The sequence below is a fragment of the Amycolatopsis circi genome (genome assembly GCF_003385235.1).
Classification (GTDB): Bacteria; Actinomycetota; Actinomycetes; order Mycobacteriales; family Pseudonocardiaceae; genus Amycolatopsis; species Amycolatopsis circi.
Genome location: NZ_PQIA01000026.1, coordinates 1 through 23,213, shown reverse-complemented (window position 1 = coordinate 23,213; position 23,213 = coordinate 1). Strand labels below are relative to the sequence as shown.

The following is a 23,213-nucleotide window of genomic DNA, read 5'->3' as shown; positions in this document are numbered from 1 at the left end:
GGTGCCGGACCCGTGCGGCCACATCGCTCTCCGGGCGCGATTCCCGTGCCGTCTCCAGTGGCAATCGAGCACCCCGGACCACCGGCCGGACTACGACTACAGGAGGTATCGGGACTCCTGCTGCGGTCGCAATCCGGCTCACCACAGTCAGACTCCGGGCTCATGTGCGCGGCGGGCCGTCGGCCTACGCTTGCCGGGTGATGACCGAGCGGCGCTGGGCGTCCCGGCTGCCGCCGACAGCGTGGGACTCGCTGCTGCCCGCGCTTCTCCTCCTCCACGTCTTGACCATGTGGGCGCCTGCGGAGTTGCCGGTGGCCGCCGCGCTCACCGCCGGGCTCGCGGTCCCGTTGGTGTGGCGGCGCCATGCCCCGCTGACGGTGTTCGGTGCGGTGACGACCGCAGCGGCAGTCCAGTGGATGGTGGGCGTGCAACTGCCCGCGGACATCGCACTGCTGGTGGCTCTCTACACAGTGGCCGCGAATTCGGGCAAGCGCGTCACCTTCGTCGCTGTCGTCGTGGTGGAGATCGGGGCCGTCCTCGCCTGCCTGCGCTGGACGGGCGACGGTGCGTTCCTGACCCCGTTCACCGCGCTCACCGCGATGGTCGTCGCCGCGGCCGTCCTCGGGGTGAACAACCGGACCGCGCGCGCCTACCTGGAAGCCCTGCGGGAACGGGCCGTTGCCGAGGAACGGGCCCGGATCACCAGGGAGATGCACGACATCGTCACCCACAACCTGTCCGTCATGGTCGCGCTCACCGATGCCGCCGTCTCCGCGCAGCGTCGGTCTCCAGACAAAGCCACCGCGGCGATGCTCCAGGTCTCCGAAACCGGCAGGCAGGCGCTGACCGACATGCGGCGTTCGCTCGGAGTCCTGCGCACCGGCGAACCGGACGCGGCGCGCCACCCGCTGCCCGGCATCGCGCAACTGGAGACCCTCGCCGGACAGATGTGCGCCGCCGGGCTCCAGACCGAACTCGACCTCGACGGCCGCTATCCGCACATCCCCGCGACCGCGCAACTGACCGTCTACCGTCTGGTCCAGGAAGCCTTGACCAACACTCTCAAACACACCCCAGCCGGAACCCGCGCGAAGGTCCGGATCGAATGCGCCGCCGAGACCGTCACCGTGGACGTCACTGACACCGGCCCGTCGGCAGCCCAGATCACCCGTGCTGGCAACGGAATCACCGGCATGCGCGAGCGCGTGGCCGCCTACGGGGGAACGGTGCTGGCCGGACCGCTTCCCGGCGGCGGCTGGCGAGTGCACACCCGACTGGTCTTCGGTGCCTCAGCGGAGTCCGCATGACGATCCGCGTCCTGATCGCCGACGACGAAGCGTTGCTGCGCATGGCATTCAGCATGGTTCTGGACGCCGAGCCGGACCTCGAACCGGTCGGCGAAGCCACGGACGGCGCCGACGCCATCCGCCTCGCCACCGACCTGCGTCCCGACGTCGTCCTCATGGACGTCCGCATGCCGAGGACCGACGGAATCGAGGCGACCCGGCAGATCCTCCAGGACTGTCCGCGGACGAGAGTCCTGATCCTCACCACCTTCGACCTGGACGAGTACGCCTTCGCCGGGCTCAAAGCCGGAGCCTCCGGCTTCCTGCTCAAGAACACCCGGCCCGAAGAACTGCTAGCCGCGATCCGCACCGTGGCCGCCGGAAACGCCGTGGTCTCCCCGCGGATCACCGGCCGCCTGCTGGAGAAATTCCGCCCGCACCTGCCCGACGCAGACGCCGCTGTCGACGAGCGCCTGAGCAGACTCAGCGCCCGCGAGCGCGAGGTACTCGTCCAGGTCGGCTCCGGTCTTTCGAACGCAGAGATCGCCGCCGCCCTGCACCTCGCGGAGGCGACCGTGAAGTCCCACCTGGGCCGGATCCTGCACAAGCTCGAACTCCGCGACCGGATCCAGGCGGTGATCTTCGCCTACGAAAGCCGCCTCATCCACCCGGCGTGACGTCGAGCGGCGGAAATGAAAATGGCCGATACCCGCACCTTGAAGGTGATTTCGAGTATCGGCCGGTAATGTGCCCTCGGCAGGACTACCAAAGGATGGGAACGGGGCTGACCAGGGACTCTTCAGCGGCACGCTGGTGGTCGAGGCGAGCTTCGAGCTTCCGGGCTCAGGCGGAGGCCCGGCATGAGCGCCAGTTCGCAGGCGGTTGCTCGGTTTGTCACGGTCACGATGGGGTTGGTTATCGGGCTCACGTTCCTGTTTGGGTTTGGGAACGTCCTCAACCTGGCGTTGAAGCTTCAAGTCCCAGCGTTCGTGGCACCGCTGGTGGCGCCTGCTGTTGACCTGACGGTGCTGGGGTTGCTCGTCGGTACGCGGCAGCTAGCGCTGGCCGGGGCCAGCAAGGAGGTGCTGCGGCCGGCGCGACGCCTGCTGTTGGCGGCGAGCGTGGTGACCCTGTTGCTGAACGTCGCCGATCCGGTGTTTGCTGGTCAGTGGGGTAAGGCCGCGTTCGACTCGGTCGGCCCGCTCTTGCTAATCGGGGTATGCGAAGCAGGTCCAGGCCTCCTTCGTGCGTTGAGCGTGGCGAGGCCCTATCCCAGCTCGGTTCAGTCGCCAGCGGCTTTGCCCGCGGAATCGATGGATGGCGGCCTGGAACAGGTGGTGCCCGCCGCGGCAGGTCTGCAGCGCGAAAAGCGGGTCCGAGCAGCGGCCCGTGGGGACGCCGACCTTGATGAGGAACTCATGAGGCGAGCGCGTCGGGCGGACGCGGAGCACTGGCGGCGCTACCGACGTCCAATCTCCGCGGAGACTCTGCGGAAGCAGCTTCGGGTCGGAGCAGGAACGTCGCGGACTCTCGTGGCGGCGGTGCGGCTCGACAATGCGCCGGTAGGAGCGACTGGGCGTCCGTGACCGGCTTTGCCGCTGACGCGGGTGATCCCCGGCGGCCAACTCCTGACTAACCGTCCCAACCGCGTCGGCGAGACCGCCAGCCAGCCGACGATGGACGACTCGTCGCGCCGCTGGCTGACCGAGGTCATCTTGACCAACGCGCACGCGCAGGCCGAGCTACGCAACTCCGCGGCTGGCGGAATGCTGGTGCCGCCCAACGTCGAGCAGCGGCGGCTGCAAGCCGCCCAGGTCTTTCGTCCTGGTCGGCTTTGCAGTCGCCGCTGGCCGACACCGACGTCGAGAACATCAACATCAACGGCGACCGCCGGCTGGGGCCAGCATGCGGCCAGTCATCTTGGAACAGGTCGTCGTCTGCCTTCGTGCTCTGTAAGAAGCCCCACGCTGTCGAGAAGGTCGACAGTTCACGCCGTGTGATGGCCCGCCGGACAGGTGAATCGAAGAACAAGACGATTACGGTCCGGCGACACACCACGATGGCGGTAACGTGCCGCGCTAGTAAGTCGATGTTGCGGTGGGCAACAGAGCACGTCAGAGCCAGTCTGAGCGATGGAGGCAGGTGATCAGGTTGTCGCAGGGTACGGCTGCGGTGACGAGTTCGCCTTCGGGCGTGGCTGCTGGCGGTTCACCTATCAATTTCCGTGCGCACGAAGTTCGCGCGAACACCCACGGCGCTCGACAAGACTTCGAGGAGATGATCGGTCAGCTGGTCCGCGCCGTCCGGCCCGGGGTGGCAGCGATGGTTGCCGCCAACCCCGGTGACTGGGGCATCGATGTGTTCATCGGCGACCTTGGCGGTCACATCACGATTTGGCAGTCGAAGTACTTTATGCCCGAGGTTGCGGGCAGTACCCATCAAGCGCAAATCCGGGAGTCCTTCAACTCGGCGGTGAAGAACGCCGCCAACGAGAAGTTCGTATTGCACCAGTGGGTTCTCTGCGTACCGTCCAGCATGGACGCGCCTACATCGAAGTGGTGGTCGGGCTGGAAGAAGCGGACGGAGAAACAGCACGGGGTCTTGATCGAGTTGTGGGACGAGAACGAGCTGCGAGGACTTCTGCTCTCACCTGACGCGGAGGCTGTGCGCAGGCACTACTACGAGCCCGCTCGGTCGGTGCGCACGGTCGCCCAAGTCGTGAACTTGGCCGATGAGGACTCCGACCGGCTAGATTCAGCGTTGTTCGTGCGTCAGCTCCGTGAGGCAGGCCATGTGGAAGTCTCCGCATCCAAGCACCAATTTTTCAACGCCGAGTTGATGGCGAGAGAAATCGTGGACAAGGGAGTCCCCTCAGAGGTCGCCGCACTGTCCCACGCCGACGCGGCGGTGCATGGCCTGTGGGAGGACCACTTCAACGACGCGTGCCAGATCCACGAGGGCTCGCGCCTGCCAGGCCTGCAGAAGTCGGTGATGGGTGAGATCAGGTCCCAGCACGAAGCCCTGGGAGCTGGGCTTCCCGCAGGTGCGGTCCACACGACCGGCCTGATGCACCGAGTCGTCGACGACCGACGGGCCGGGTGGGTCCGCCACTGGCGGCAGGTCGCGGAGGACCACGTAAATCCTGCCGAGACCGGGCAACCAGGCGAGGTTCCTGACACCGCGGCCACAGCGGAGCCGTCGTGACCAGCCCGACCGACGCCCCAACGAGCTCGGGCTCCCGGCCGCCGGTCGTGGTGCCGGAGGACGACGTCGTCTTCCGGCTGGCGCAGCTGGTGCTGCTACTTGCGTCGCTACGTGAGTTCAATCTTCCCGGAGCGTCGATCGAGCGGTTGGGTTACTACGACTTTCTCGTGGCCAACCCGATGCTGGTGCTCACCGATGAGGAAGACCGGGACCGGAAACGGCTGCTTATGGCGGGCTTCGACGGTCGGGCATTGAGCTACGCCAGTCCGGCACACCGCTTCACCACCCGGCGGGAGCGCCTCCAGCATGACCTGGCCCTGCTCGTGGCCTACGGCTTGGTGGAGCCAGCGGTGGACAAGAGCGTGCTGTACGCCGCGACTGCCGAAGGCGTCGAACTCGCTGAGAGGTTCAGCGCCGTCTACGCAAGGTCATACCGGCTGTCTGCAGAGATTCTGCTCACCAAGCTGCGCCGCTATAGCGACTCCCGTCTACGCGATGCGGTCCAGACCTGGACCATGACGGCACGCGATTCCGCGCGTCCAGAAGCGCTCGACCTCCTCGACGCCATCCACCTGGTGGAGGAGAGCCCGTCAGCCTCCGACTTGCTCCTAGCCGACGCACCTGTTCCTCCGCCCCACGATGGACGCCGTACATGAGCACCGAGAATGACCCTGGCAAGGCTGTTCGGGACAACCCGCCCACCGCGGGTGGCTCCTCCGAGCCCATCGTCGTTCCCCGTGGTATCCGGCTCGTGCGCCTCCGACTCAAGGGCATCGACCGCGACTACGAGGTCGACTTCCGGGACACCGAAACAAAACTGCGGTCGCTATCTGTCATCGCCGGGGCGTTCAGCACGGGCAAGTCCTCGGTGCTTGAGTTCGTTGCCTACTGCCTTGGCGGAAAAGATCACCCACAGCATCCGGAGATCCTCCGCAAGGTCAGGTCGGCGCTCCTCGAAGTCGAGCTCAACGGGCAACCTCACGTCATTGAGCGGGCTGTCGGTGAGCCATCCACTGCCGCGTTCGTCAGGACGGGACGCCTTGGGGATGTCGAGATCCCACCCCTCGACAAGAAGATGATCAGGCCTGCCGGTGCTGCGGACAGCCTCTCGAGTTTCCTCCTGTCTTACTGCGGTCTCGAAGGCGTGGAGCTGCGCGAGGCACCCACCCAGGCGGAGTCCGGAACCGATCCGCTCAGCATCCGCGATCTGCTGTGGCTCAGCTACATGCCCAACGAGCGACTCGACGACAAGCACCTGCTGTTCGAGAGCTCTCCCATGAAGCGCCTCAAGCTCGGCCAAGTGGTCGACGTCGTGTTTGGCGTCCACGACGACAAGGCAGTCGAACTCGGCCGCCGAATCAGAGAGCTGGAGAACCGACTGGCCAAGGCTCGCGCCGAGTACACCACCACCCAGGGGTTCCTCGACGAGCAGGAATTCGGCACGCGCGTTGAGATCGAACTGATCCGCGGGGATGCCGAGCAGAAGGTCGAACAGGCCACGCGCGCGCTCGAAACCCTGGACACCGAGATCCGCGCTGCATCCACCTTTGCCGCGGACCTGCGCGCAAGGCACCGCGATGCGTCTCGGCAGGCACAGCAGGCCGCGGCGCTCGTGCGCGACCGTGAGACCCAGCTACGCCGCCTCGTTCCTCTCCGTGCCCAGTACGCCGCCGACATCACCAAGCTGACAATGCTCGCCGAGGCGCGCAAGTTATTCGATCCGTTGCAAGTGAAGGTCTGTCCCGCTTGCCTGACTGTGCTCCGGGACGCCCCGCACATCGCCGACGGCCACTGCACGCTATGCAGCTCTGAAGTCACCTTGCCAGCAACAGAATCCACCGGCACCACCGCGTCCACCAACGGCTCATCTGCGAACAACACCGCGCAGGACACTGCAGGCACCGTAACCGAGGCGAAGTTCGACGTCTCCACCGAGCTGCGAGCCACCAAGGCACGCTTGGCGGAAATCACTACATTCGTCGAGGAGCTCGAATCAGAACTCGGACATCTGCGTATCGAGGCCAAGCAAGCCAACGACAACGAGGCTGGCCTCGCGCACGAGGTGGACGCCGCGACCAACGCCGCGGTGAGCCCATACCTCAGCCAGCGCGACGACCTGATGCGTCAGCAGCAGGCCGCCGCGGCCAGCCTGGACCGGGCGAAGACCGCGATCAGGATGCTCGACAGCCTCGACCGACGCGGAGCTACAGTTGCTCGCCTCGAAACCAACGTCGATGCGTTGCGGACTGAGATGAACGAAGCCGCTATGCAGCCGGACCGCAACGACGTCATTCACCGCATCAGCGAGCGCTATGTTGCCATCCTCACCTCTTGGCGCTACCCCAAGCTCGACCAGGCGTTCATCGACGGTCGCCTCGTCCCCCACATGCGCGGTATGAGCTATACCAACGCTTCCTCTGGGGGGCGCACCCTGATCTCCCTGGCCTGGATACTGGCAATCTTCCAGATCGCCTGGGAGACCGGCAGCGCTCACCCTGGCTTCCTCATGATCGACAGCCCGCAAAAGAACCTCGGTCAGGGCGGCGACCGCGACACCGAATTCGCTGACAGCATTGCCGTCACGGATTTCTATCAGCACCTGCACACGTGGCTCGCAGGCGCGGGTCAAGGCGCCCAGATCATTGTCGTTGACAATGCGCCTCCGAGCTCCACCGACCCCGACGTCGTTGTTCGCTACTCGCGACGAGAAGACCAACCTCCCTACGGGCTCATTGACGACGAAGTCTCCTGAAGCAGCCCGCAGCCAGAGTCGGATCTCAGCCTTCGTAGCCTGGTCAAGCCAGCCAGGGATATCCACTGTCTAGGTATTCGAACACCCCCTCGCCTCATCGGGCAGCATGCCCGGGCAATTCAGACACGACTGCTGGAGGCACCCACTATCACTCCAGGTGGCGAGTGACCATGGTCCGTCAATCGAACTGTATTTCGGTGATGGGAGCGCGAGGGACGAGCCAGAGCTGCCAATGTCCGTATCCGAGCCATTGATCGCCTGGCTGGACATGGGTGGTGGTGTGATCGCATGACGAGGCGGAGTCGCTGTCGTTCGGCGGCGTGGTTGAGGTCGTCCTCGTTGCTCGTCTCGTAGCTGGTGGGTGTTGCCGGAATGTGCGGTGCCGCTCTCGCGCACGGTGCCGTGGAACGCGAAGGACATCGGGCCGTCTGTGGTTGTTCGAGGTGATCGGCGGTTGCGGCAGGCGCGGTCGCGCTGCGGCAGAACTGGTTCCATCACAGCCTTGGCCCGTGTAACCGGCGCGGAACCTGCGGGCCGCGTCGGGTCGTCGTCGAACTCGCGCAGCAGCCGCACGATGCCGGGGCGAGTGCTCAACACCGGGATGAGCGTGTGCTTCGAGGCGGTGACGCTCAGCCGTGATATGAGCTCGCCGGCCTTATTCGTTGGTAGCGGGTTGAGTGGTCCGATCTCTCGAGGTCTGGTAGCCGCAGTTCGTAGCGTTCGCCGCCTTTGAGGAGGGTGCCCGCCTGGCGCGCATGAGGTTCCTGGGTCGGTTCTTGAAGTCATAGTTGCAGCATGGGAGATGTCTGCGGACCTCGATGTCGGCTGGTCTGTTATTCGATTAATTATCACCGCTGTCGTTGTGAAGGCGTGATGTGCCGTCGCCTTCCTGTGTGCCTGATCATTCGAGTTCAGAAGGGGTGGAATTTGTTAGGCCGAATATTTCGGCGCGAAGTTCTTCTGATTCTTGCCAGGTTTCGGAAAGGTCTGTATAGAGGTCGCGGCCGGACTTGCTGGATGTGGGAATGTGAAGGCGCACCAAGTCTGTATAGTGCGGACGGAAGCCGAACCAGATGTCCGCAAGCTTCAGGATTGTCGTTAGTCCAGCGCTGTCGCGCACGTGCAGGATGGTGAGTCCTTCGCTGGCGGGTTCGCCTACTGAGCGGGAATTGGATACGAAGATCTTCCACAAACGGCTCGCACCGATGTCCGGTTCGCGGGCGATCGGATTTTCTCCGATGCGAGTCAAGGCTGTCTTGATGGCAGGGATCAGCTCGTCGAAGGACGATGGCAGCTGTACCTCTGTGTTGCGAGCTCGCGACACTGGCAAAAAGTCTGTTTCGAAGAGTTCGCGGAGTCGGGTGATGCTTTCGATGCTTGCGTAGCTGGTTTTCCGCCATAAGGCGGCAGCCTGAGCGCGAAGATCTTCTTGTTCTTTGATCCGGGCTGATCCGTGCACGAATAGGGTGTGTCTGTCGAACACCTCGCCAACCTGCGGTGTGCGATGAATCTTCATCGCGCCCGTCAGTACGAACGCGTCCATTGAGGCCACAAGGCCGCGTTCCTGCGGATCGACGCGGCGGACGAAGGCAGCTTCTCCCGATCTGGCCAGGTCCCGCTGTTCGACTGATACGTCCTGGTCGGTGTCATGGAAGGTGCCGGGACCAATGTATTCGGCGGGTCTTGGCAAGTCGACGACGAAGTCGATTCCGTCGTCGGCTAGAAGGTCGGCAAACGAACTGTAGGCGTAGGCAACGTGCTGTGCATTTGGAAGAGTGCGGAGCAGGCCGTTGATGTGCCGGTCAACGGCGAACCCTGGCTGTGCTATGTCGGTGTCCAGGTCGACAATGATGGTTGGGACCTCGGCAAGCGAAGCGCCGGCGTTCAGATCTCCGTTTAGTTTTCGTAATACTGCGGCGTTCTTCTTGACCACGAGCAGTCGTACTGCGGTGTTATTGAGGTTGTCCGGTGAGTTCAGCGGCTGGTCCGGTTGCTGCTTCTCGAACTCCAGCCCGCGCAAGCGCGGGCCCAGCCTGCTGTAGTCGAGGTCAGCGCCGGTTAAGCGGATGATGGCAGGCTCGCCTGGTAATGAGGGGAGCGCTTCGTCGAGGCGGTCCTGAACCTGTCGACGGAGTGCGTTCTGGTTGCCTCCGAGGACGATGACCAAGCGGTATCCCGCGTCAATAGCCTTCGCGATGAGCCCGATAGCGGCGGCAGTTCGGCCGCTTCCTGGCTGTCCGATCACCAGTCCTCTACGGTGACCAGGCGCGATGGCCGAGGGAGCCGCTAAGCGCGTGAGTACCGAGGTGGCCACGGAATCGGCGTTGGCGATCGCCTGGGCGGACCAGCCTTGGGCTTGCAGGGTTTCTCGGTAGAAGTGCCAGTACCCTCTGCGGAGCGCTCGTGTTTCTGGCTGGTGGGCGGCGGCTGAGTCGTCAAGACGTGCGAGGAGGGCAGCGCGTTCGCACTCGAGTTCGGTGATTCGGGTGTGCGCTACCTGCAGCTGCTGGCGTATGGACTCGCTCGCTGAGGCATGACGGTTCCTGAGCTCGCGGTTTTCTTCGAATAACTCTTGACGGCTCAGCTCGAGAGACTCAACACGAGCTCGGAGAGCTGCCGCCTGCTTCTGCAAGCGCTTCGCGTGTCCCCACGTCCCGCTCTGAGCGTCTTGAGCGGCGTGCAGGAGGCTCAACAGATCTCGGGGCTGCCCAGGTTGCGGTTTCTTGCACCGTAGCTGGACCTCGTCGACGAGGTCGTTGATGAAGTCCTCGGACGGTAGCACCGCGCCGCTCAAGTAGCGGGTCACTGTACTCGCCTGGAGCGCCTGCTTCCTTGCATATGCACGTACGGACATCGGAAGCAGCATCGTGAACTGCCCGCGCAGCGCATTCGCGAGTGCGAATCGCTCGGCGGGGAGGTCCGTTCTGAGCGGCGCAAGGTGACCGGAGGTGTGCCGCACTCGCCAAGTAAACCCCAGCAGCTGCGCGTTGGCCAGCTGTTGCACAACCTTTTGCAACGCGTTGCAATTGATGCAACATCAGCCCATACGGCAGCGTGACCTGCATCGATCCACGACAAGGGGGAACGGACATGACTGAAAAGAAGACCGAACAGTCGCAGGGACTGTGGCGGCGGGCAGGTGCGGAGATCGCGCTGGGGTTGTTGAAGGGGCTCGCCAGCGGTTGCGGCGGACTGATCATCACCGTGATCGGCTGGTGGGTCGCATGCCGGTAGCGGTTGCGAATAACGGAGACGGTTCTTTGCGGGGCTGTCTGTCAATCGCGTGGGTGCAGTTGTCTTGTGCGGCGGCGCGCCAAGGCGCAGGTTGCTATCGAGCCGATGCCGGCCAACGGCCAGCCTGCGATGGCCACGAGTGTGAGCGTGAAGGCTGCGAGGACGATGACCAGGACGAGCATGCGACGGAATCGCCGGTGATCGCGGAGGCAGCTGTCCACGACGTGCTTCCAGGACAGCGGCTCTTGTGTGCTGTTCATCGCGTCGCCTCGCCAGAGGCACCGCGGTGAGCGTTGGCGAAGTGCATGGATGTGGGAACGTCGTGTAGTTCCAGCGTCAAGCACGCTTTCCGGAGCCGGACTTCGGCGCGCGTTTCCTCCGACTTCGTGGCGCGGGCACCGAGGACTCCGATGACTGGATGCGTGAGCGCCCGGGCTAGATCACTCGCCGGTACCGAGCCGTAGCCGCCCCACTGCAAGATCCAGCGATCTTGACCTCCCCACAGCTGTATGAAGTCGAACCAGCTCTGCTCGCGAGACGCCCGTTGCATGGGATCGCTGACCAACCAGCCGACTGCCCACCCCTCGTCGTCGCTTCGGCACGTGAGCCGCGCGACCAAGCCAGCGAGCAGGTCTACGGCATCCTCGCCCATCGACGGGATCGCGTCGAGGGAGTCGCGTTCTTGCAGTCCCAGGACGACGTCACGCCGTAGATGTCGCCAATTGGTCGGGAAAAACCACGGCGGCGTTCGCAGCTTGGGCGTGTAACGGTTGTGATAGCGCACCCGCAACCACGCTCCGGTAGGGAGGTGCTTCATCAACAGTGCCTCGCCACGCCCCTCCACCTCCGCAGGGCGCAAGCCTGGGATGCCGAGGGTCAGATAGTCGTCGTCGTTGTCTGCGAGGTACTGCACCAGGTGATCAGGATCCTCAGCGAGGATGCTGAAGTCGTTGTACTGAGGGGAGACGACAACCCTGTTCCAACCGACCCGGGCGGCGCTCGGCCTTGCGGCGGGCCGAGCGCGCGGGTCCCGAACCCAGGGCGGCACGTCTGGAGTGTTGAGCAGGAAGGGCGCGGCGAACGCACGGAATCGCTTCTGAGCAGGATTGCAGCTGTCCAGCCCCAGTGCTGACGGCGTGGTGCCGGGAGTGATCCGCGGGATAGCGCGTGCCGCGAGCGAGCGCGGTTCGCGAGTGAACTGGCTGCGGAGACCGGCGAAGTGCAGTCGGGAAGTTCCAGGCATGGCGCGTCTCCTGTCGCCCAGACTCGACTGTAGACACGTGCCAGACGTGCTGACGACCCAACACTGCTGTATTGCAAGGTGGGTGCCCCACACCCTCTTGCCGCCAGCGGGATCGTCTGGGTAGATCCGCCGCAGCCCCGGCCCCTTGCGCTCCGAGCACCGACGAGCGTACACGATCTCGCTCTCTGCGGATGCACGGTGTGCTCATGGACGTTCGTACGGCGTGTATGTCAACGTCAGCCTGCATCCGTCGAGTGTTATGACCCATTCGGATGACGAGCGTTGCGTGGCAGTGAGGTGCGGGGCGCCGATGACGGGTGCTGTCACGCACGCGGTGAGGTCCTCTGGTGACGGCCAGCCGTTCCACCGAAGTTCCCAGGTCGATCCTTGGCCCCACAGCGAGATCTTGCGGCCGCGGCGATACTCCAGCGGATGCGGGCGAAGGAGCGGGTCGTACCACCACATCCCCATTGCCCACTTGCCGGAGGGGTCGCGCGCATCGAGCCGGGCTACCAGTGCCGCGAGAATCCGCTCGATTCCAGGAGACATCGAGGGAATGCGGGACAGGGCCCCGCGTTCCACCTCGGTGAGCGGGATCTCGGCACCGACGTAGTGCTTGGCGCTCCAGGTTTCGCGGTACGGGCCGATGCGCTGGATTTCGCTCACGGGCGGGAAGTCCGGCCGGGAAGCCAGCACCATCTTCGCGCCGGTGGACAGGTGGACGAGGTGGTACGTCCTGAAGTCGACGGCCGCGGTTACGCGCAGCCCTGGTATCCCGTACTGCAGGTCACCGTCCGTGGGTGAGGCCAAAAGCCGGCCGACGGCGTTCTCGACGGCACTAGGTATGACGCAGACGAAGGCGTCGAACCATGGCGACACGGTCATGCTGTAGGACAGGAACGCGTTCGCGCTGTGCTGAGCAGCGAAAGGCGTGTTAGCCATGTTGGCGTTGAAGAGGTAGACCGCCAGCAGCGCGCGGAATCGCCGCTGTTGAGGCGAACATCGATCGAGGCCGAGGTCGCCCCTGCCTACGCCGGCCTTCGCGCTCGCTTTGTCTTCGCCAGTGTACAAGCGCCGGATGTCCTTTAGCTTGCGCCGGGGTGATGAGGGCATGCGTGATCCATTCTGCGTTCCGGCCCGCACATGGTCACGTTCCTACGATCATTTCCATCGCTGCGCGCGAAGTGGGTGCCCCACACCCTTCGGCATTGCCAGCGGGGGCACCGGAGCCCTGCCGCACATGCCATCGCAGTCCTTCGCACACGGCCGCGACCTCTCAGGAGGATGCTGCGAGGCTAGCAGAGATGAGAACTCGCCGCGGCCCATGAATCCAGACCCGACTTTATGTGCTCGGCACCATAGGCTAAACAGACTGACGCCGACGTCTCGGCAGAAGCCAGAGCGAGCTAACCGAGACCTCAGGTCGGCACAAGCTAACAACGGGGCAGGCGGCCGAGTGCTCAGCCGACGCAGACTGCGCCCGGGCACCCGACGGGGCGGCGGGCCTTGGACCCGTTCGGCCAGGTGGTGTGGGTGCTGCCTGGTTCCGTGACGGACTCTGGGGCACCGGTTGGCCGCGGATCTCCCGCATTGGCATCGTGATCGCTTACACGGGTACCTGCCGAAGCCGTCACTGCACGCGCCGCCCAAGCCTCGGCGTCCTGCCCGCCGACCTCGAGGTTGGGATTGATCGTCATCCTGGACTTTACTTGAACCAGAGGCGCAAGACTGCCGTGACGATCGCGACGACGATCCCGGTTGCCAGTGCTCCGCCGACGAAGCTGCGTAGCCGACGTAAGGCCGGTTCTCTGGGCGACCGGGTCCGAAATCGAGCCGCGGGCATGAACTGGGCATGGGGAATGGAGTATCCGCCTGCGGCAGCGGCCGCCAGTTCAGCCACGTATATGCCGAGAACTGGTCGTCGTCGCCGGTCGGCCGGGTTCTCGGCGAACCAGAGCAGTAATTCGCCTACCGTCATGCCTGCAGCCGCGTCCTGCCCTGTGAGGATGGCGGTGTCTCGAGTGAGCGCCCACGCCACTCCCTCGACATGCCTGCGCCGGACCCTGGGCTCCGCGAGGTAGGACTGAAGGACGCGGCCGCGCCAGGACTGCTCCGCGCGTGGATCAAGAAGCAGGACCAAGCGCGCCGCGCGCCCTACCGAGACCATGAGCCGTCTTCGCGGCGACCCGTTCAGCAACGAAAGCACCCACATCGAGAGGAAGGCAAGAAAAGTACCCGCAACAAATGACCCGTCCCTGCCTACCAGAAACGGTGGCATGGCAGGAAACTGAACCGGCAGCACGAGCACCACCTCCAGCAATACCACGGCAACCACGACCGTGAGCAAGCCGATGAATGTCATCCGGGTCTGACAGCGCGTCGCCCGAAAGATCAGTTCCCGATAGCGCTCCGGAACTCCGTTATCAGCGAGGTACCGTGATTCCGCGTCGCGCAGAGGCGCACTCCACAAGTGCGAGGGCAAGATGCCTGGTGCAGCGGTGATCATGAGCAGCCGCGCGATCCATCGTTGCAGGCATGCCGTCTTGTTCGAGGCTGCAGTTTTGGCTCGAGGTCGGCCAACATCAGCGCCACCGTTTCGTGCTGTCGAGCCACGAAAATCCGGGCCTTCCGCAATGGCCTCGCTCATCGTTCCCTCCGCGATTCGCTGTTAGGCAGGTACCCTTATTGGCCTCGGTGCGGTATGAGCATGACGCTCACTGGCGGCCTCATCGACGAGCAGGTTATGGCGGACGCTCGTCTATCGGATTCTTGGCGAGCTCTTCTGCTTGTTGCGCCAGGTCGTCCCTCCCGTAATGAGTGAAGAAGAAAGGCAGCATCTGCAGGAACAACTGCTTCTGAGCTGGTTCGGTGATGGGTGCGACGAACTGCCGCATCAGATCGACAAGCTGGTCGACTAGGGTCTTGCCGACGGACGGCACCGGTCGCACGGCCGCGATATTGTTCAGGATAGTTATCAGACGATCGGCGTCGATCGAGTTCGTGAGGACTATTTGGCCGTGCTGGCGAAGCAGCCATGCCAGGCCGGTGTCCTGGCTTTTGAGCAGATCTCGCAATGACTTCGTTTGCATCGTGAGGTTTTCGGCGCGTTGCCAGGCGAGCCGAGAAGCCTCCTCATGATCCGCGAGCGCTCTGCGAGCTTCCTCGTCCAGCCTGATTTGGACAGCCTCGAGTTTGATAGTTAGACCGTGCTGCTGGGAATTGAATCCGCCTCCTGTGTGCAACCAGACGGCATCGGCTGCTGCACCGAGGTCGTGCGGGGACTCCTTTCCGAGCGCTGCCTCCACGTCCTTCCGGACGATCGCGCGGACGAGAGGTTCCTGTTGTTGCGCCGTGGTGCGATTCCACCCTACGGTCATGGCCGCACTGAACCTGACGGTTGGCAGGTTGCTGTCCAGCCGCGCGGTGAACTGGATCCGGCCTCGTCCGCCGTGACGGCTTCCCCATCGCCTCACTGCCAGCTCTTCGCGATGATCTCGGTCATGAGTTGGCCCTGCACATCGTCGGCACCCTCCGGCAGAAACGCCTTAGCCACCTCGTTGTTGCTGACGCTGGTACGCAAAACCTCGGCGAGCACGGTCTTGGTCGGCTCGGGTGGCAGCGCACCGGACGGTACCGCGGTCAGCCACTCTCGAATCAACTTCGCGGTTTCTCTGCGCACGGCGTTCGCTTCGAGCAGGATTCCCCAGCCGGCGCGGACAGCTTCGAGCACCTCCGGTTGGCGTTCGGCCAGTTCGAGCAGCGCAAGCGAGGTCTCTCCGTCATCGGGGTCGAGCAAGTACAGCACGACCCGGGCACTCGCGTTCGGCGCTTCCTTGCGCCACGCCAGCGCGGTGCGCAGGAGAGCCATGACCTGATCGGTGGACGTGCAGAGCTTGCGCAGCGCCCGGCGGGCTGGGGCGTGGACGTCTTCCGACGCCGGACCGTCCAGCAGCCACTTCAGCCGCACAAGTGTTTCATTGGGGTAATCGATGGCGAACCGGCCGGCGCACATTTCTGCGACGACCGCCGCTTCATGCGTGGAGGTCGTGGTAGTGGTCCGTTTGTGGTAGTTGTAGGCCGCGTCCCAGGTCCTCCTCCGTATCTCGGTGCCAACGGCACCGTCACCGGCCAGCCGAGTCAGCAGAGCAGCCACCAGCTGCCTGTTCTCGATGTCCTTCTCGGCCCACTTCAGGAAGGTGTCGACGAGTCCGGCACCCGGGTGTGTTTCGGCCAGCACAGCCAGCCGTTCCCCGATCGCAGGCAGATGTTCCTTGGCGACGCCGTCGGAGCCGGTGATCGCCTGAATCCAGGCAAGAAGCGCCGGGACGAGCTGTGGTCGTTGGCGCCACAGGTGCGGTAGCACGGCGGTGCTGATTCCGCGGCGCGTAACGTCGAGAGACACGCGGTCCAAGGCAGCGTCGTTTCCGTGGCCGGTGATGGCGCGAAGCCTGGTTTCGAGATCGTCTTCGAGTAGGAGCTGTTCGACCGTGGGGTGCAGGCGATTCGGGCCGAGCAGCGTCATGGCTGCTTTCCAGACGACGTCCGGCGGGGCGCCGTCTACCACTGCGGCGGCGATGAAAAGCGCGACGTCGTCGGCCTTTCTGTTCTGGCCGTTGAACTTGGCCGTCAGGTACCCGCTCCAGCGCCGGAACTCGTCAGCGACGCTGGCGAGGATCTTGTCTTTGTCGGTTCCCGGGTCGGGCGCGTGCGCGATCGCCCGCGCGAGGCTCACGGCATCCCGTGGTGAGGAATCCGCGGTGAGCAGTGTGTCCAGTGGCTCGTGATCGATCCATTCCGCGCGTGTTTCGTGGTCAAGCAGCTGCAGGTGTGCCTTGACGACGTCGGTCGGCGAAGGACGCGTCACCCGCGCGACTTGCTGGTGCAACGAGCTCGCGCACCGCGTACTGGCGTCGTCGGTCATCGTTACAACGAGTCGGATCTTCGTGTGCGCCGGGTCCTCGACGAATGACCGCAAGCCCTCCCCGAAGTCTTCGGGGAGGGTCTCCGCTGGTGTCTCGCCCAGATCGAGCAGATACGTGCCTGGCAGGACGGGGAGCATCCCGACATCGGGTGTCTCCCAGTCCTTGCGCAACTCGCGTACTCCCGCCAGGCTGAAGTCAGCGAGCTTGGTGTCCGAGTCGCGCTGCGAGAGCAGCCGTAGGGCCGCCGTGCGCTTGCCGACCCGGGGCGGACCCGTGATGATCACCAGACGCGATGCGCGCCAGGCCTTAACGACCTGGGCCCACTCGCTCGCCGCGATGGGCGCATAGCAGGTTTGCACCTGCTGTAATTCTGGTTGCAGGCTTTGGAGCCCGAGCGCCTTCCCGAGCAGGATCGTGAGGTCGCGGCCCGCCGCGTAAACAGAGCTGTGATCGCCGCCGCTCGCGCTGACCATAGTGTCTGGAACTTCCGGGAAGGCTGGCGATTCCTCGTATGAGGCAGTCATCGCTGGACACCACCCTTGATGTTGGTATTCCGGCCAGACGCGATGACGATCGAGTTGTCTCCGGCTTTGGCGGATACCGACCGGGGCCTGCTGGCCTCTTCGTCTTCGTCCGGAGCGAATTCGGCAATGATCTGCTGTAGCTCTTCGGCGGCTTCGGGGTGGTCCTCGAGGAAGACCAGCAGGCGTCGGCTCCAACTCGTGGCGAGTTGCTCGGCGACGTCGTGTCGCTCGTCGTCGGAGGCCGCTTCGAGCTGGTTGCTCGTCTCGTCGAGCCTGCGCTCCTCCGCCGTCGGTTCCTCGGTGGATTTCCCCCGGGTGAACAGCTGCACAAGACGGTCGCGCAGCGCCGTTGCTGCGCCGGTCATGAAGCCTTTCACCACCACCTGAGCCGCTTGCTCGGTCAACGCGCCCAGGTCGAAGTTCGGATCCACGTTTGTTTCCTCTCATCTCCGGACCGCAGTCGTGCCGGAGAGGAGGCGGGCGGTGATGGAGTGGATACATGGAGCCACTCCAATGGGCGAATGGCGCGAGGCTATCGCCGCCACAGCGAGGCCAGGGAGGAGTTGCTGCAAACGTGCGAGCCGCAGGCATCTACTTGCCCGACTGGAGGTAGGGATTGACGCCGCAACATCGTGCGTGGCCTGGGCAAGGGTTACGTTCTCCATGTCGCTGACGCGCATCGATGCCGGATGATCGACGCCTACACCACAGCCACCTATCTCAACACCAAAGTCGGCCAGGAACGGCAACTCGGCGATCGCTCTGGAGACTGGGCTGCGGGAGCTTCGGCGACGTGATGCGATGGCGATCAGACAGATCAATTTCATCGAACCGAGGTGGATGGGCGTTGTCGCCGTGATGCTGGTGATTACGGCATGGATGCAGCTGAGTTTCGTAACCGATGGCCTGCTATCGGCTCCGAACCAGCGCCATGTTGAAGATCAAGGGGCGGTTCCGCCCAGCGGTGCCGGTTCGTGGCGGAGCGGCTATCGTGATGGCGGGCCGGCACGCAGGCCTGTCTCCGAGCGTCGATCCGCCCACGCCGACGGCGCGTTGAGGACAAGGTTCTCAGAATCGCGTGCAGAAACCCGTCGGTTCGATCCTGTATCCCCGGCGAGGCTGCGTGGGAGACCTCGCGGTGAGGACATCGGCCATGACGCAGGACCGCAAGCTAAAAGCGATCATTCGTGCTCGCCAGCACGTGAATGACGTGACTTTCCGACAGGCCCAACGCGAGATCCTGCGGGAGCTGAAGATCGCCGCCGAGTACCCACATCTGCCCGTGATCTGGGATACGGACCCGGAGCGGCGGAGTCGGCCGTACCCGACCGTTCGCCAGCATCGCGCTGCCCTTGGCGCGATCGAGCTGGCGCTGCGCGACAGCTACATCCTCGACGGTGTCCAGCAGCGGGACCGGTGGCGCACGATTGACGGTCACATCGACCTCGACTGGGTCGGCGGCCCGTACGCGTGGGAGGTCGTCCGTGAACTGTTGCACTTCGCGGAGAATCCGGACACCGGCACAGTCGAGCCGGGCGAGCTTTCCCCCGGGATGAACGCGCTCGGCGAGCTGAACGCGGTGTGGTTGGACGGCGTCAGGGTTCGTTTCCGGCCGTTCCGGCCGACCGGGCTTGAGAAGGAACGTATCGCGATGTGGCGGCGCGTCGACCACGACGAACCACACGAGGTCCACGGCTGTCAGCTGCGGTCTTGACTCTGCCTTTGTCCGGCCTCGGTTGGAGTCTGCGTGACCGTCGGTCGCGGGCCGTTGGGCCGATGTCTGCTCAGCAGCCCGCGCCAGTCGTCTCCGGGATATTGCACCCCGGCGCTGTACTCGCTTGGCCGGGCGATCCTGACTGGCGAGGCGCAGAGTCCGAGGACTTGACGCTGGTCGGGTACTACGCAGCCGACCGTGTGGATGACTACAAGAACCGTGTAAGTCTGGTTGCAGACCGGACCGATCCGCCTCGGCTTGCCGTTGCCCTCGCCAGTCCTGGCGGCTATGACAGCGCCGTCCTCGACAGCGGCTACGGCTTCAAAGATCCACAGGTGGTGCTGGAGCATCACTTCCGGTGCACCGAAAGCTGGCCGAAGGGGCACCGGCGTCATCGCCCGGATCGGCAGGGCTGGGAAGAGGCCAGAGGAACCTGGCATACAGCGACGCGCAGGGCAATGGCGATGATCACAGAGGCAGCCTAAGTTCTAACCGTAAGCTTGCTGAATCCGCGTGTTTGCCGGGCGGATGTCCGGAAATTCCATGGTCCACTCTGGACTGTCGCTACGCAGAGTTCGTGCTGGCCAGGGCATTCGGGCGGATGAGCACCACGTCGGCGTCGAGGGCGTCAGCTAGCAGGTTGTGCCGTGCCTTCCTCAGTCTTTCGGTCGCACATCGTAATTCGGTCGCAGGGGTGGCCCCGCCAGCCGATGGCTATTTGACCGCTCGTAAGCAAATCCGTCAGCCGGACAGCGACTAAGTCCGGTCACAACGTGAGTTGGCGTCACCAACTGATGACAGGCAGCCTTCCTCGTGTGGTGCCTCGTGAGTTTCGGGTGCAGTTGCCGCCTGATGTGCCGCCGGGTCGGTATGCCGCGGTCGTGCAAGCTGTCGTCGGTGTGCTCGCTGCTGCGGATGTGCTTTCGGGAGCGTCGGTCGTCGTGGACGGTCTGGCTCGGGATGAGGATTTGAATGACGCGTTCGATCAGTTCAGCGCGCTTTACCCGTGGAGCCAGTGCTGAGCGCGGAAGAGGCGACCGCGGGTGTCTGCGGCAGGATCACCGTCTGTCCGGGTAGCCGCATCGGATTGCGTATGCCAGGGGGCCGTGATCCATGGGTTCAGGCGAGTCCGTTGAGGGTGAGGTTGAGCGCGTCGACGAGGTTGGTGCGGTTGCCGCTGCATACGGTGGCTTCCAGTCCGCCGTCTGGGGTGTCGCTGGTGAAGGCGAGCACGCGGCCTGCGCGGGTGAGGTCGTAGACGGTCAGGGCTGTGCTGTGGACGCGGTCGGCGCTGTGTCCGACCGCGGCGTGGAGCTTGTGCACAGCCGTGCGTTCGCTTCGGAGGAGGTGGCGCAGGTCGTCGGCGTGGCCGGACATTTCCGAGAGCGGGTCGACGTCGGTGTCTTCGAGGTAGGTCGTGGGGATCCGCAGGGTTGTCATTCGGGCTGGTGGGTGTTCCGGCAGGGCCTCGATTAGTGCGGTGGCGAGGTTGCGGGGCGGGATCGGGTCGAGCTGGATCGACTGGTGGTCGGTGATCAGCCGGACGGCGTCGCGTCCGGCCGCGGCGACGAAGAACGCGCCGTCGTCGTGCGGGCGGTGGGCGAACGCGGTCCAGGAGTAGCACTCGCGGGCGGGTGCGGCGAGCAGTTCCAGGGTGGCCCGGAACTGCGGGGTAAGCCGTCCGTCCGGGGTGGCGAGTCCGAGGGCGGCGAACCGGTCCATCGCTCGCCGCTCCCGCTCGGCGGCGAATTCGGCGGTCATGTAGGCGTGTTCAGGGCTTACCACGACCGGGAGGCTGGTCAGGCCGGTGTAGTTCCAGGCGGCGAAGAACGCCGGTCGCGGCATCCGGACCGGTCTGTCGATGATCGTCATCGGCGCGGGTCAGCCTCCGATGGTGGGCGGGGTCGGCGGCAGGCCGGTGCGCGGGTCGCGCAGCCGGCCGTCCTCGTCGTCGGTGAGGTCGAACGCGGAATCGTCGTCCAGCCCGTACTTGCGCTGGTGTTCCTTGTCTTCCTCGCCTTTCCCGCCCTTGCCGCCGCCGGCCATGCCGCCCATCCCGGGCGTTCCCTTGGCACCGGCCGCGCCTCGGGCCGCGGCCGAGTTCGCGCCGCCGCGGGCCCCCGGTTCTTCCGCGGCACCGGAACCCGCGCCCGGTCCGGCGGACCCGCCGGCTCGGCCGCCCGTGCTCCCGCCAGGACTGCCCGAACCGGTCCCCGGCAGTCCGCCGGTGGGCCCGAAGCCGCCCGTGGGGCCGAAGCCCGCGACGAACCCCGGCGAGGGGTTGCCGCCGTTGACGCCGGCACCGGTGTTCGGCAGCGTGGGAGATGCCCAGCCCGGGCTGTTCGGGCGCTCGTATGCCGGCGGTATCCATCCGGCTGTGGTCGTCCCGTCGCCGGGTCCGCCTCCAGGCTGGTAGCGCGGCAGCCCCGCCGCGTCCCTGGCCGGCGGCTGGTACTGCACCGGCGTCGACGGCGGCGGAGGGGGAGCGAACGACTGCGCAGGCCCGCTGGTGCCCGGAGCTGCCACGGGCGGCTGGTGGCCTCTGCTGCGCTGGTGAGTGCTGTCCGGGCCTGTCCTGTGGTCGGCGGGCTCGTTCGGCTGTGAGGTGATGTCGACGTTGCCGTCGCCGAAGTCCTGCAATTGCCCGTAGTCGATCTTCAAGCCTTGGCCCGCGGACTTCGCGGTGTCCGCGTAGGAGTTGTACTTGTCGAGATTCTGCTGCGCGATCTCGTTGTACTGGTTGATTTTCGCTTCGGTGTCAGTGGTCCGCCAGAACTGTGCCTCGTCCAGGAACGTCCGGTGCGGCGGAGTCTCGGGCATCGGCCGCAGCGACGCCTTGAGCTGGTCGAACCCGTGCGCCAGGCCGCTGGCGTTCTGCGAGTTCGCGGTGAAGGTCTGCGACGCGGCCTGCGACACCTCCGCCAGCGGCTTGATCCGCGCCTGCGCGGCGTCCGCGCCGCCACCGGTCCAGGACGATTCCATGCCCGACATCAGCTGCTGCACGCGGCCGCTGACCTGCGCGTGCTGCTCGGCCAGTTCCGCGGCCTGGTCGGCGCCGCCGTGCCAGTCCGGCGCGCCCTTGCTCGCCATGATCTGCTTGACCAGTTCCGACTGGGACACGGCCTGCTCGCCGAGGTTGCCCTCGAACAGCTCGCCGAACCATCCGCCGACGTCGCTGGCCCGGTCTCCGACCCACTCGACGGCGCCTTCGACGGCGTGCCCGACGGCTTTCGCGGCGTCGCCCAGGACATCGAAGATCGACATCATGAACCCGCTTTGTGCTTCAGATTCGTCATCACCCGCTGGGCGGCGACGTTCGCGACGTAGCAGGGGTCGACGGTTCCCTTTTTCGCTGCGCTGAGGCCGATGGAGACGTCCACGGTCCGCTGGTCGTTGATCCCGATGGTGACCTGGCAGAACTCGTCGGGGGAGTCGCTGCTCTGCGTCACGTGCGCGACCGACGGGAACCCGAGCACGTCGGATTCCTTCCACACCACCGACTTGGGCTTGGTGTTCGCGTACCACGAGCTGAGTCCGTCGTCGCTCTTGGTGTCGTAGGCGACGTCGACGTAGGAACCCTTGACGCTGTTGATCCAGGTGCAGCTGGGGCCCAGGCTGGACTTGGTGTCGGGCGAGCCCTGCGGGGCCTGGCCGATGATCTCGTTCAACTGGTCCCCGGTGAGGCCGCCGTCGCAGGGCGAGCCGTCCAGGGTCGTCGACGGCAGCGGGTTCGCGACCTTCGGCGCGCCGCTGTGCGGCAGGGCTGCCGAGGAGGAGGTGCTCGCCGACGGGCCTGCGGACGTCGGGAGGCCGGAACCGGAATTGCCGGGCGAACTGCAGCTGGCCGCGACCGCGGCGAGCACGACCAGCCCGGCTGACTGCATGAGTGTGCGCGAAGCCATCAGGCGAGTCCTCCGCCCGAGTTCGCGGCGTTCTGCACCGCTCCGGCGGCGTCGCCGTCGCCGCTCTGGGTGATGTGCAGGGCCTTCTCCAGCCGTTCGATCAGCGTCGAGACGTAGTCGCGTTCGCGCTGAATGTGGCCCAGGCCGTGGCCGAATGCGCTGGCGCCCGCGCCTGATCCGGAAAGAAGTGCGTTGTAGCCCTTGCTGGCAGGGTCCTCGGCAGGCGGGTTCAGATGCGTGAGACGTTCTGCCTTGGGGATCATCTTCGCCAGATCGTCGCGGATGCCGCGCGCCAGATTCAGCATGCTCATCGCCTCATCATGGCTGAGGCTGAACCCCTGCCCTCCCGAACCCGGACCACCGCCCGCAGCAGCCCCGCCTCCGCCACCCGGCGAGTCCCCGATGTTGAACATCAGGCCGTCAAGCCAGCTG

21 protein-coding genes are annotated in these 23,213 nt (G+C 65.2%); 9 read left to right on the top strand and 12 right to left on the bottom strand.

The genetic code is table 11. The annotated features are described in order from the left end of the window. The first annotated feature begins 200 nt into the window (after positions 1 to 200). The 6 genes from D0D37_RS14250 (at position 201) to D0D37_RS14225 (ending at position 7,242) form a co-directional block, all read left to right on the top strand. Positions 201 to 1,307: a sensor histidine kinase gene (locus D0D37_RS14250; RefSeq protein WP_116201003.1), complete on the top strand. Its 1,107-nt coding sequence runs from the start codon at positions 201 to 203 to the stop codon at positions 1,305 to 1,307. Continuing rightward, positions 1,304 to 1,963, top strand: coding sequence for a response regulator (locus tag D0D37_RS14245; protein WP_116201002.1), 660 nt, complete (start codon positions 1,304 to 1,306; stop codon positions 1,961 to 1,963). The genes D0D37_RS14250 and D0D37_RS14245 overlap by 4 nt, the downstream gene beginning before the upstream one ends. A 183-nt stretch (positions 1,964 to 2,146) precedes the next feature. Continuing rightward, the gene (locus D0D37_RS14240; protein WP_116201001.1) at positions 2,147 to 2,872 is read left to right on the top strand and encodes a hypothetical protein; all 726 of its coding nucleotides are present in this window, start codon (positions 2,147 to 2,149) and stop codon (positions 2,870 to 2,872) included. Positions 2,873 to 3,479: 607 nt separating this feature from the next. After that, entirely contained in the window at positions 3,480 to 4,490 is a 1,011-nt protein-coding gene (locus tag D0D37_RS14235; RefSeq protein ID WP_208719945.1) for a hypothetical protein, read from the top strand. Beyond that, complete coding sequence (locus tag D0D37_RS14230) at positions 4,487 to 5,146, top strand: ABC-three component system middle component 2 (protein ID WP_116201000.1); 660 nt, start codon at positions 4,487 to 4,489, stop codon at positions 5,144 to 5,146. The genes D0D37_RS14235 and D0D37_RS14230 overlap by 4 nt, the downstream gene beginning before the upstream one ends. Next, positions 5,143 to 7,242 carry a hypothetical protein gene (locus tag D0D37_RS14225; protein WP_208719944.1) on the top strand — a complete coding sequence of 700 codons (2,100 nt, stop codon included), beginning with the start codon at positions 5,143 to 5,145 and terminating at the stop codon, positions 7,240 to 7,242. Before D0D37_RS14230 ends, D0D37_RS14225 begins: the two co-directional genes overlap by 4 nt. A 901-nt stretch (positions 7,243 to 8,143) precedes the next feature. On the opposite strand, the gene D0D37_RS14220 is transcribed toward D0D37_RS14225, so the two are convergent. Beyond that, positions 8,144 to 10,201 (bottom strand): Z1 domain-containing protein, encoded by a 2,058-nt coding sequence (locus D0D37_RS14220; protein WP_162834240.1) that lies wholly within the window; start codon positions 10,199 to 10,201, stop codon positions 8,144 to 8,146. A gap of 131 nt (positions 10,202 to 10,332) precedes the next feature. Between D0D37_RS14220 and D0D37_RS46600 the strand changes: the two genes are divergently transcribed. Further along, positions 10,333 to 10,476 carry a hypothetical protein gene (locus D0D37_RS46600; protein WP_162834239.1) on the top strand — a complete coding sequence of 48 codons (144 nt, stop codon included), beginning with the start codon at positions 10,333 to 10,335 and terminating at the stop codon, positions 10,474 to 10,476. Between the two features lie 41 nt (positions 10,477 to 10,517). Here D0D37_RS46600 and D0D37_RS46595 read toward each other — a convergent pair whose 3' ends face one another. The 7 genes from D0D37_RS46595 to D0D37_RS14190 all read right to left on the bottom strand — a co-directional run bounded on the left by D0D37_RS46595 (position 10,518) and on the right by D0D37_RS14190 (position 17,596). Further along, positions 10,518 to 10,736 (bottom strand): hypothetical protein, encoded by a 219-nt coding sequence (locus tag D0D37_RS46595; protein WP_162834238.1) that lies wholly within the window; start codon positions 10,734 to 10,736, stop codon positions 10,518 to 10,520. Next, positions 10,733 to 11,719 carry a hypothetical protein gene (locus D0D37_RS14215; RefSeq protein WP_162834237.1) on the bottom strand — a complete coding sequence of 329 codons (987 nt, stop codon included), beginning with the start codon at positions 11,717 to 11,719 and terminating at the stop codon, positions 10,733 to 10,735. The genes D0D37_RS46595 and D0D37_RS14215 overlap by 4 nt, the downstream gene beginning before the upstream one ends. A gap of 204 nt (positions 11,720 to 11,923) precedes the next feature. Then, positions 11,924 to 12,832, bottom strand: a complete 909-nt coding sequence (locus tag D0D37_RS14210; protein ID WP_162834236.1) for a hypothetical protein — start codon at positions 12,830 to 12,832, stop codon at positions 11,924 to 11,926. A 592-nt stretch (positions 12,833 to 13,424) separates the two neighbouring features. Next, complete coding sequence (locus D0D37_RS14205; RefSeq protein WP_162834235.1) at positions 13,425 to 14,366, bottom strand: hypothetical protein; 942 nt, start codon at positions 14,364 to 14,366, stop codon at positions 13,425 to 13,427. Between the two features lie 94 nt (positions 14,367 to 14,460). After that, positions 14,461 to 15,096 (bottom strand): hypothetical protein, encoded by a 636-nt coding sequence (locus tag D0D37_RS14200; protein WP_116200995.1) that lies wholly within the window; start codon positions 15,094 to 15,096, stop codon positions 14,461 to 14,463. A 92-nt stretch (positions 15,097 to 15,188) separates the two neighbouring features. Further along, on the bottom strand, positions 15,189 to 17,165 hold the full coding sequence (locus D0D37_RS14195; protein WP_162834234.1) for a hypothetical protein: 1,977 nt from the start codon (positions 17,163 to 17,165) through the stop codon (positions 15,189 to 15,191). Then, positions 17,162 to 17,596, bottom strand: coding sequence for a hypothetical protein (locus D0D37_RS14190; RefSeq protein WP_116200993.1), 435 nt, complete (start codon positions 17,594 to 17,596; stop codon positions 17,162 to 17,164). Before D0D37_RS14190 ends, D0D37_RS14195 begins: the two co-directional genes overlap by 4 nt. Positions 17,597 to 18,375: 779 nt before the next feature. On the opposite strand from D0D37_RS14190, the gene D0D37_RS14185 reads away from it, so the two are divergent. Together D0D37_RS14185 and D0D37_RS46590 are read left to right on the top strand one after the other, a co-directional pair. Next, positions 18,376 to 18,879, top strand: coding sequence for a hypothetical protein (locus D0D37_RS14185; RefSeq protein ID WP_162834233.1), 504 nt, complete (start codon positions 18,376 to 18,378; stop codon positions 18,877 to 18,879). A gap of 167 nt (positions 18,880 to 19,046) precedes the next feature. Then, entirely contained in the window at positions 19,047 to 19,364 is a 318-nt protein-coding gene (locus D0D37_RS46590; protein WP_162834232.1) for a hypothetical protein, read from the top strand. 634 nt (positions 19,365 to 19,998) lie between these two features. On the opposite strand, the gene D0D37_RS14180 is transcribed toward D0D37_RS46590, so the two are convergent. The 4 genes from D0D37_RS14180 to D0D37_RS14165 all read right to left on the bottom strand — a co-directional run. Continuing rightward, positions 19,999 to 20,751: an ESX secretion-associated protein EspG gene (locus D0D37_RS14180; RefSeq protein WP_116200991.1), complete on the bottom strand. Its 753-nt coding sequence runs from the start codon at positions 20,749 to 20,751 to the stop codon at positions 19,999 to 20,001. Between the two features lie 9 nt (positions 20,752 to 20,760). Further along, on the bottom strand, positions 20,761 to 22,143 hold the full coding sequence (locus D0D37_RS14175; protein ID WP_116200990.1) for a hypothetical protein: 1,383 nt from the start codon (positions 22,141 to 22,143) through the stop codon (positions 20,761 to 20,763). Beyond that, the gene (locus D0D37_RS14170; protein ID WP_116200989.1) at positions 22,143 to 22,781 is read right to left on the bottom strand and encodes a DUF3558 family protein; all 639 of its coding nucleotides are present in this window, start codon (positions 22,779 to 22,781) and stop codon (positions 22,143 to 22,145) included. Before D0D37_RS14170 ends, D0D37_RS14175 begins: the two co-directional genes overlap by 1 nt. Further along, positions 22,781 to 23,213, bottom strand: a 433-nt coding sequence (locus tag D0D37_RS14165) for a hypothetical protein (RefSeq protein ID WP_208719943.1), incomplete at its 5' end; no start/stop codon positions are given. The genes D0D37_RS14165 and D0D37_RS14170, both read right to left, overlap by 1 nt.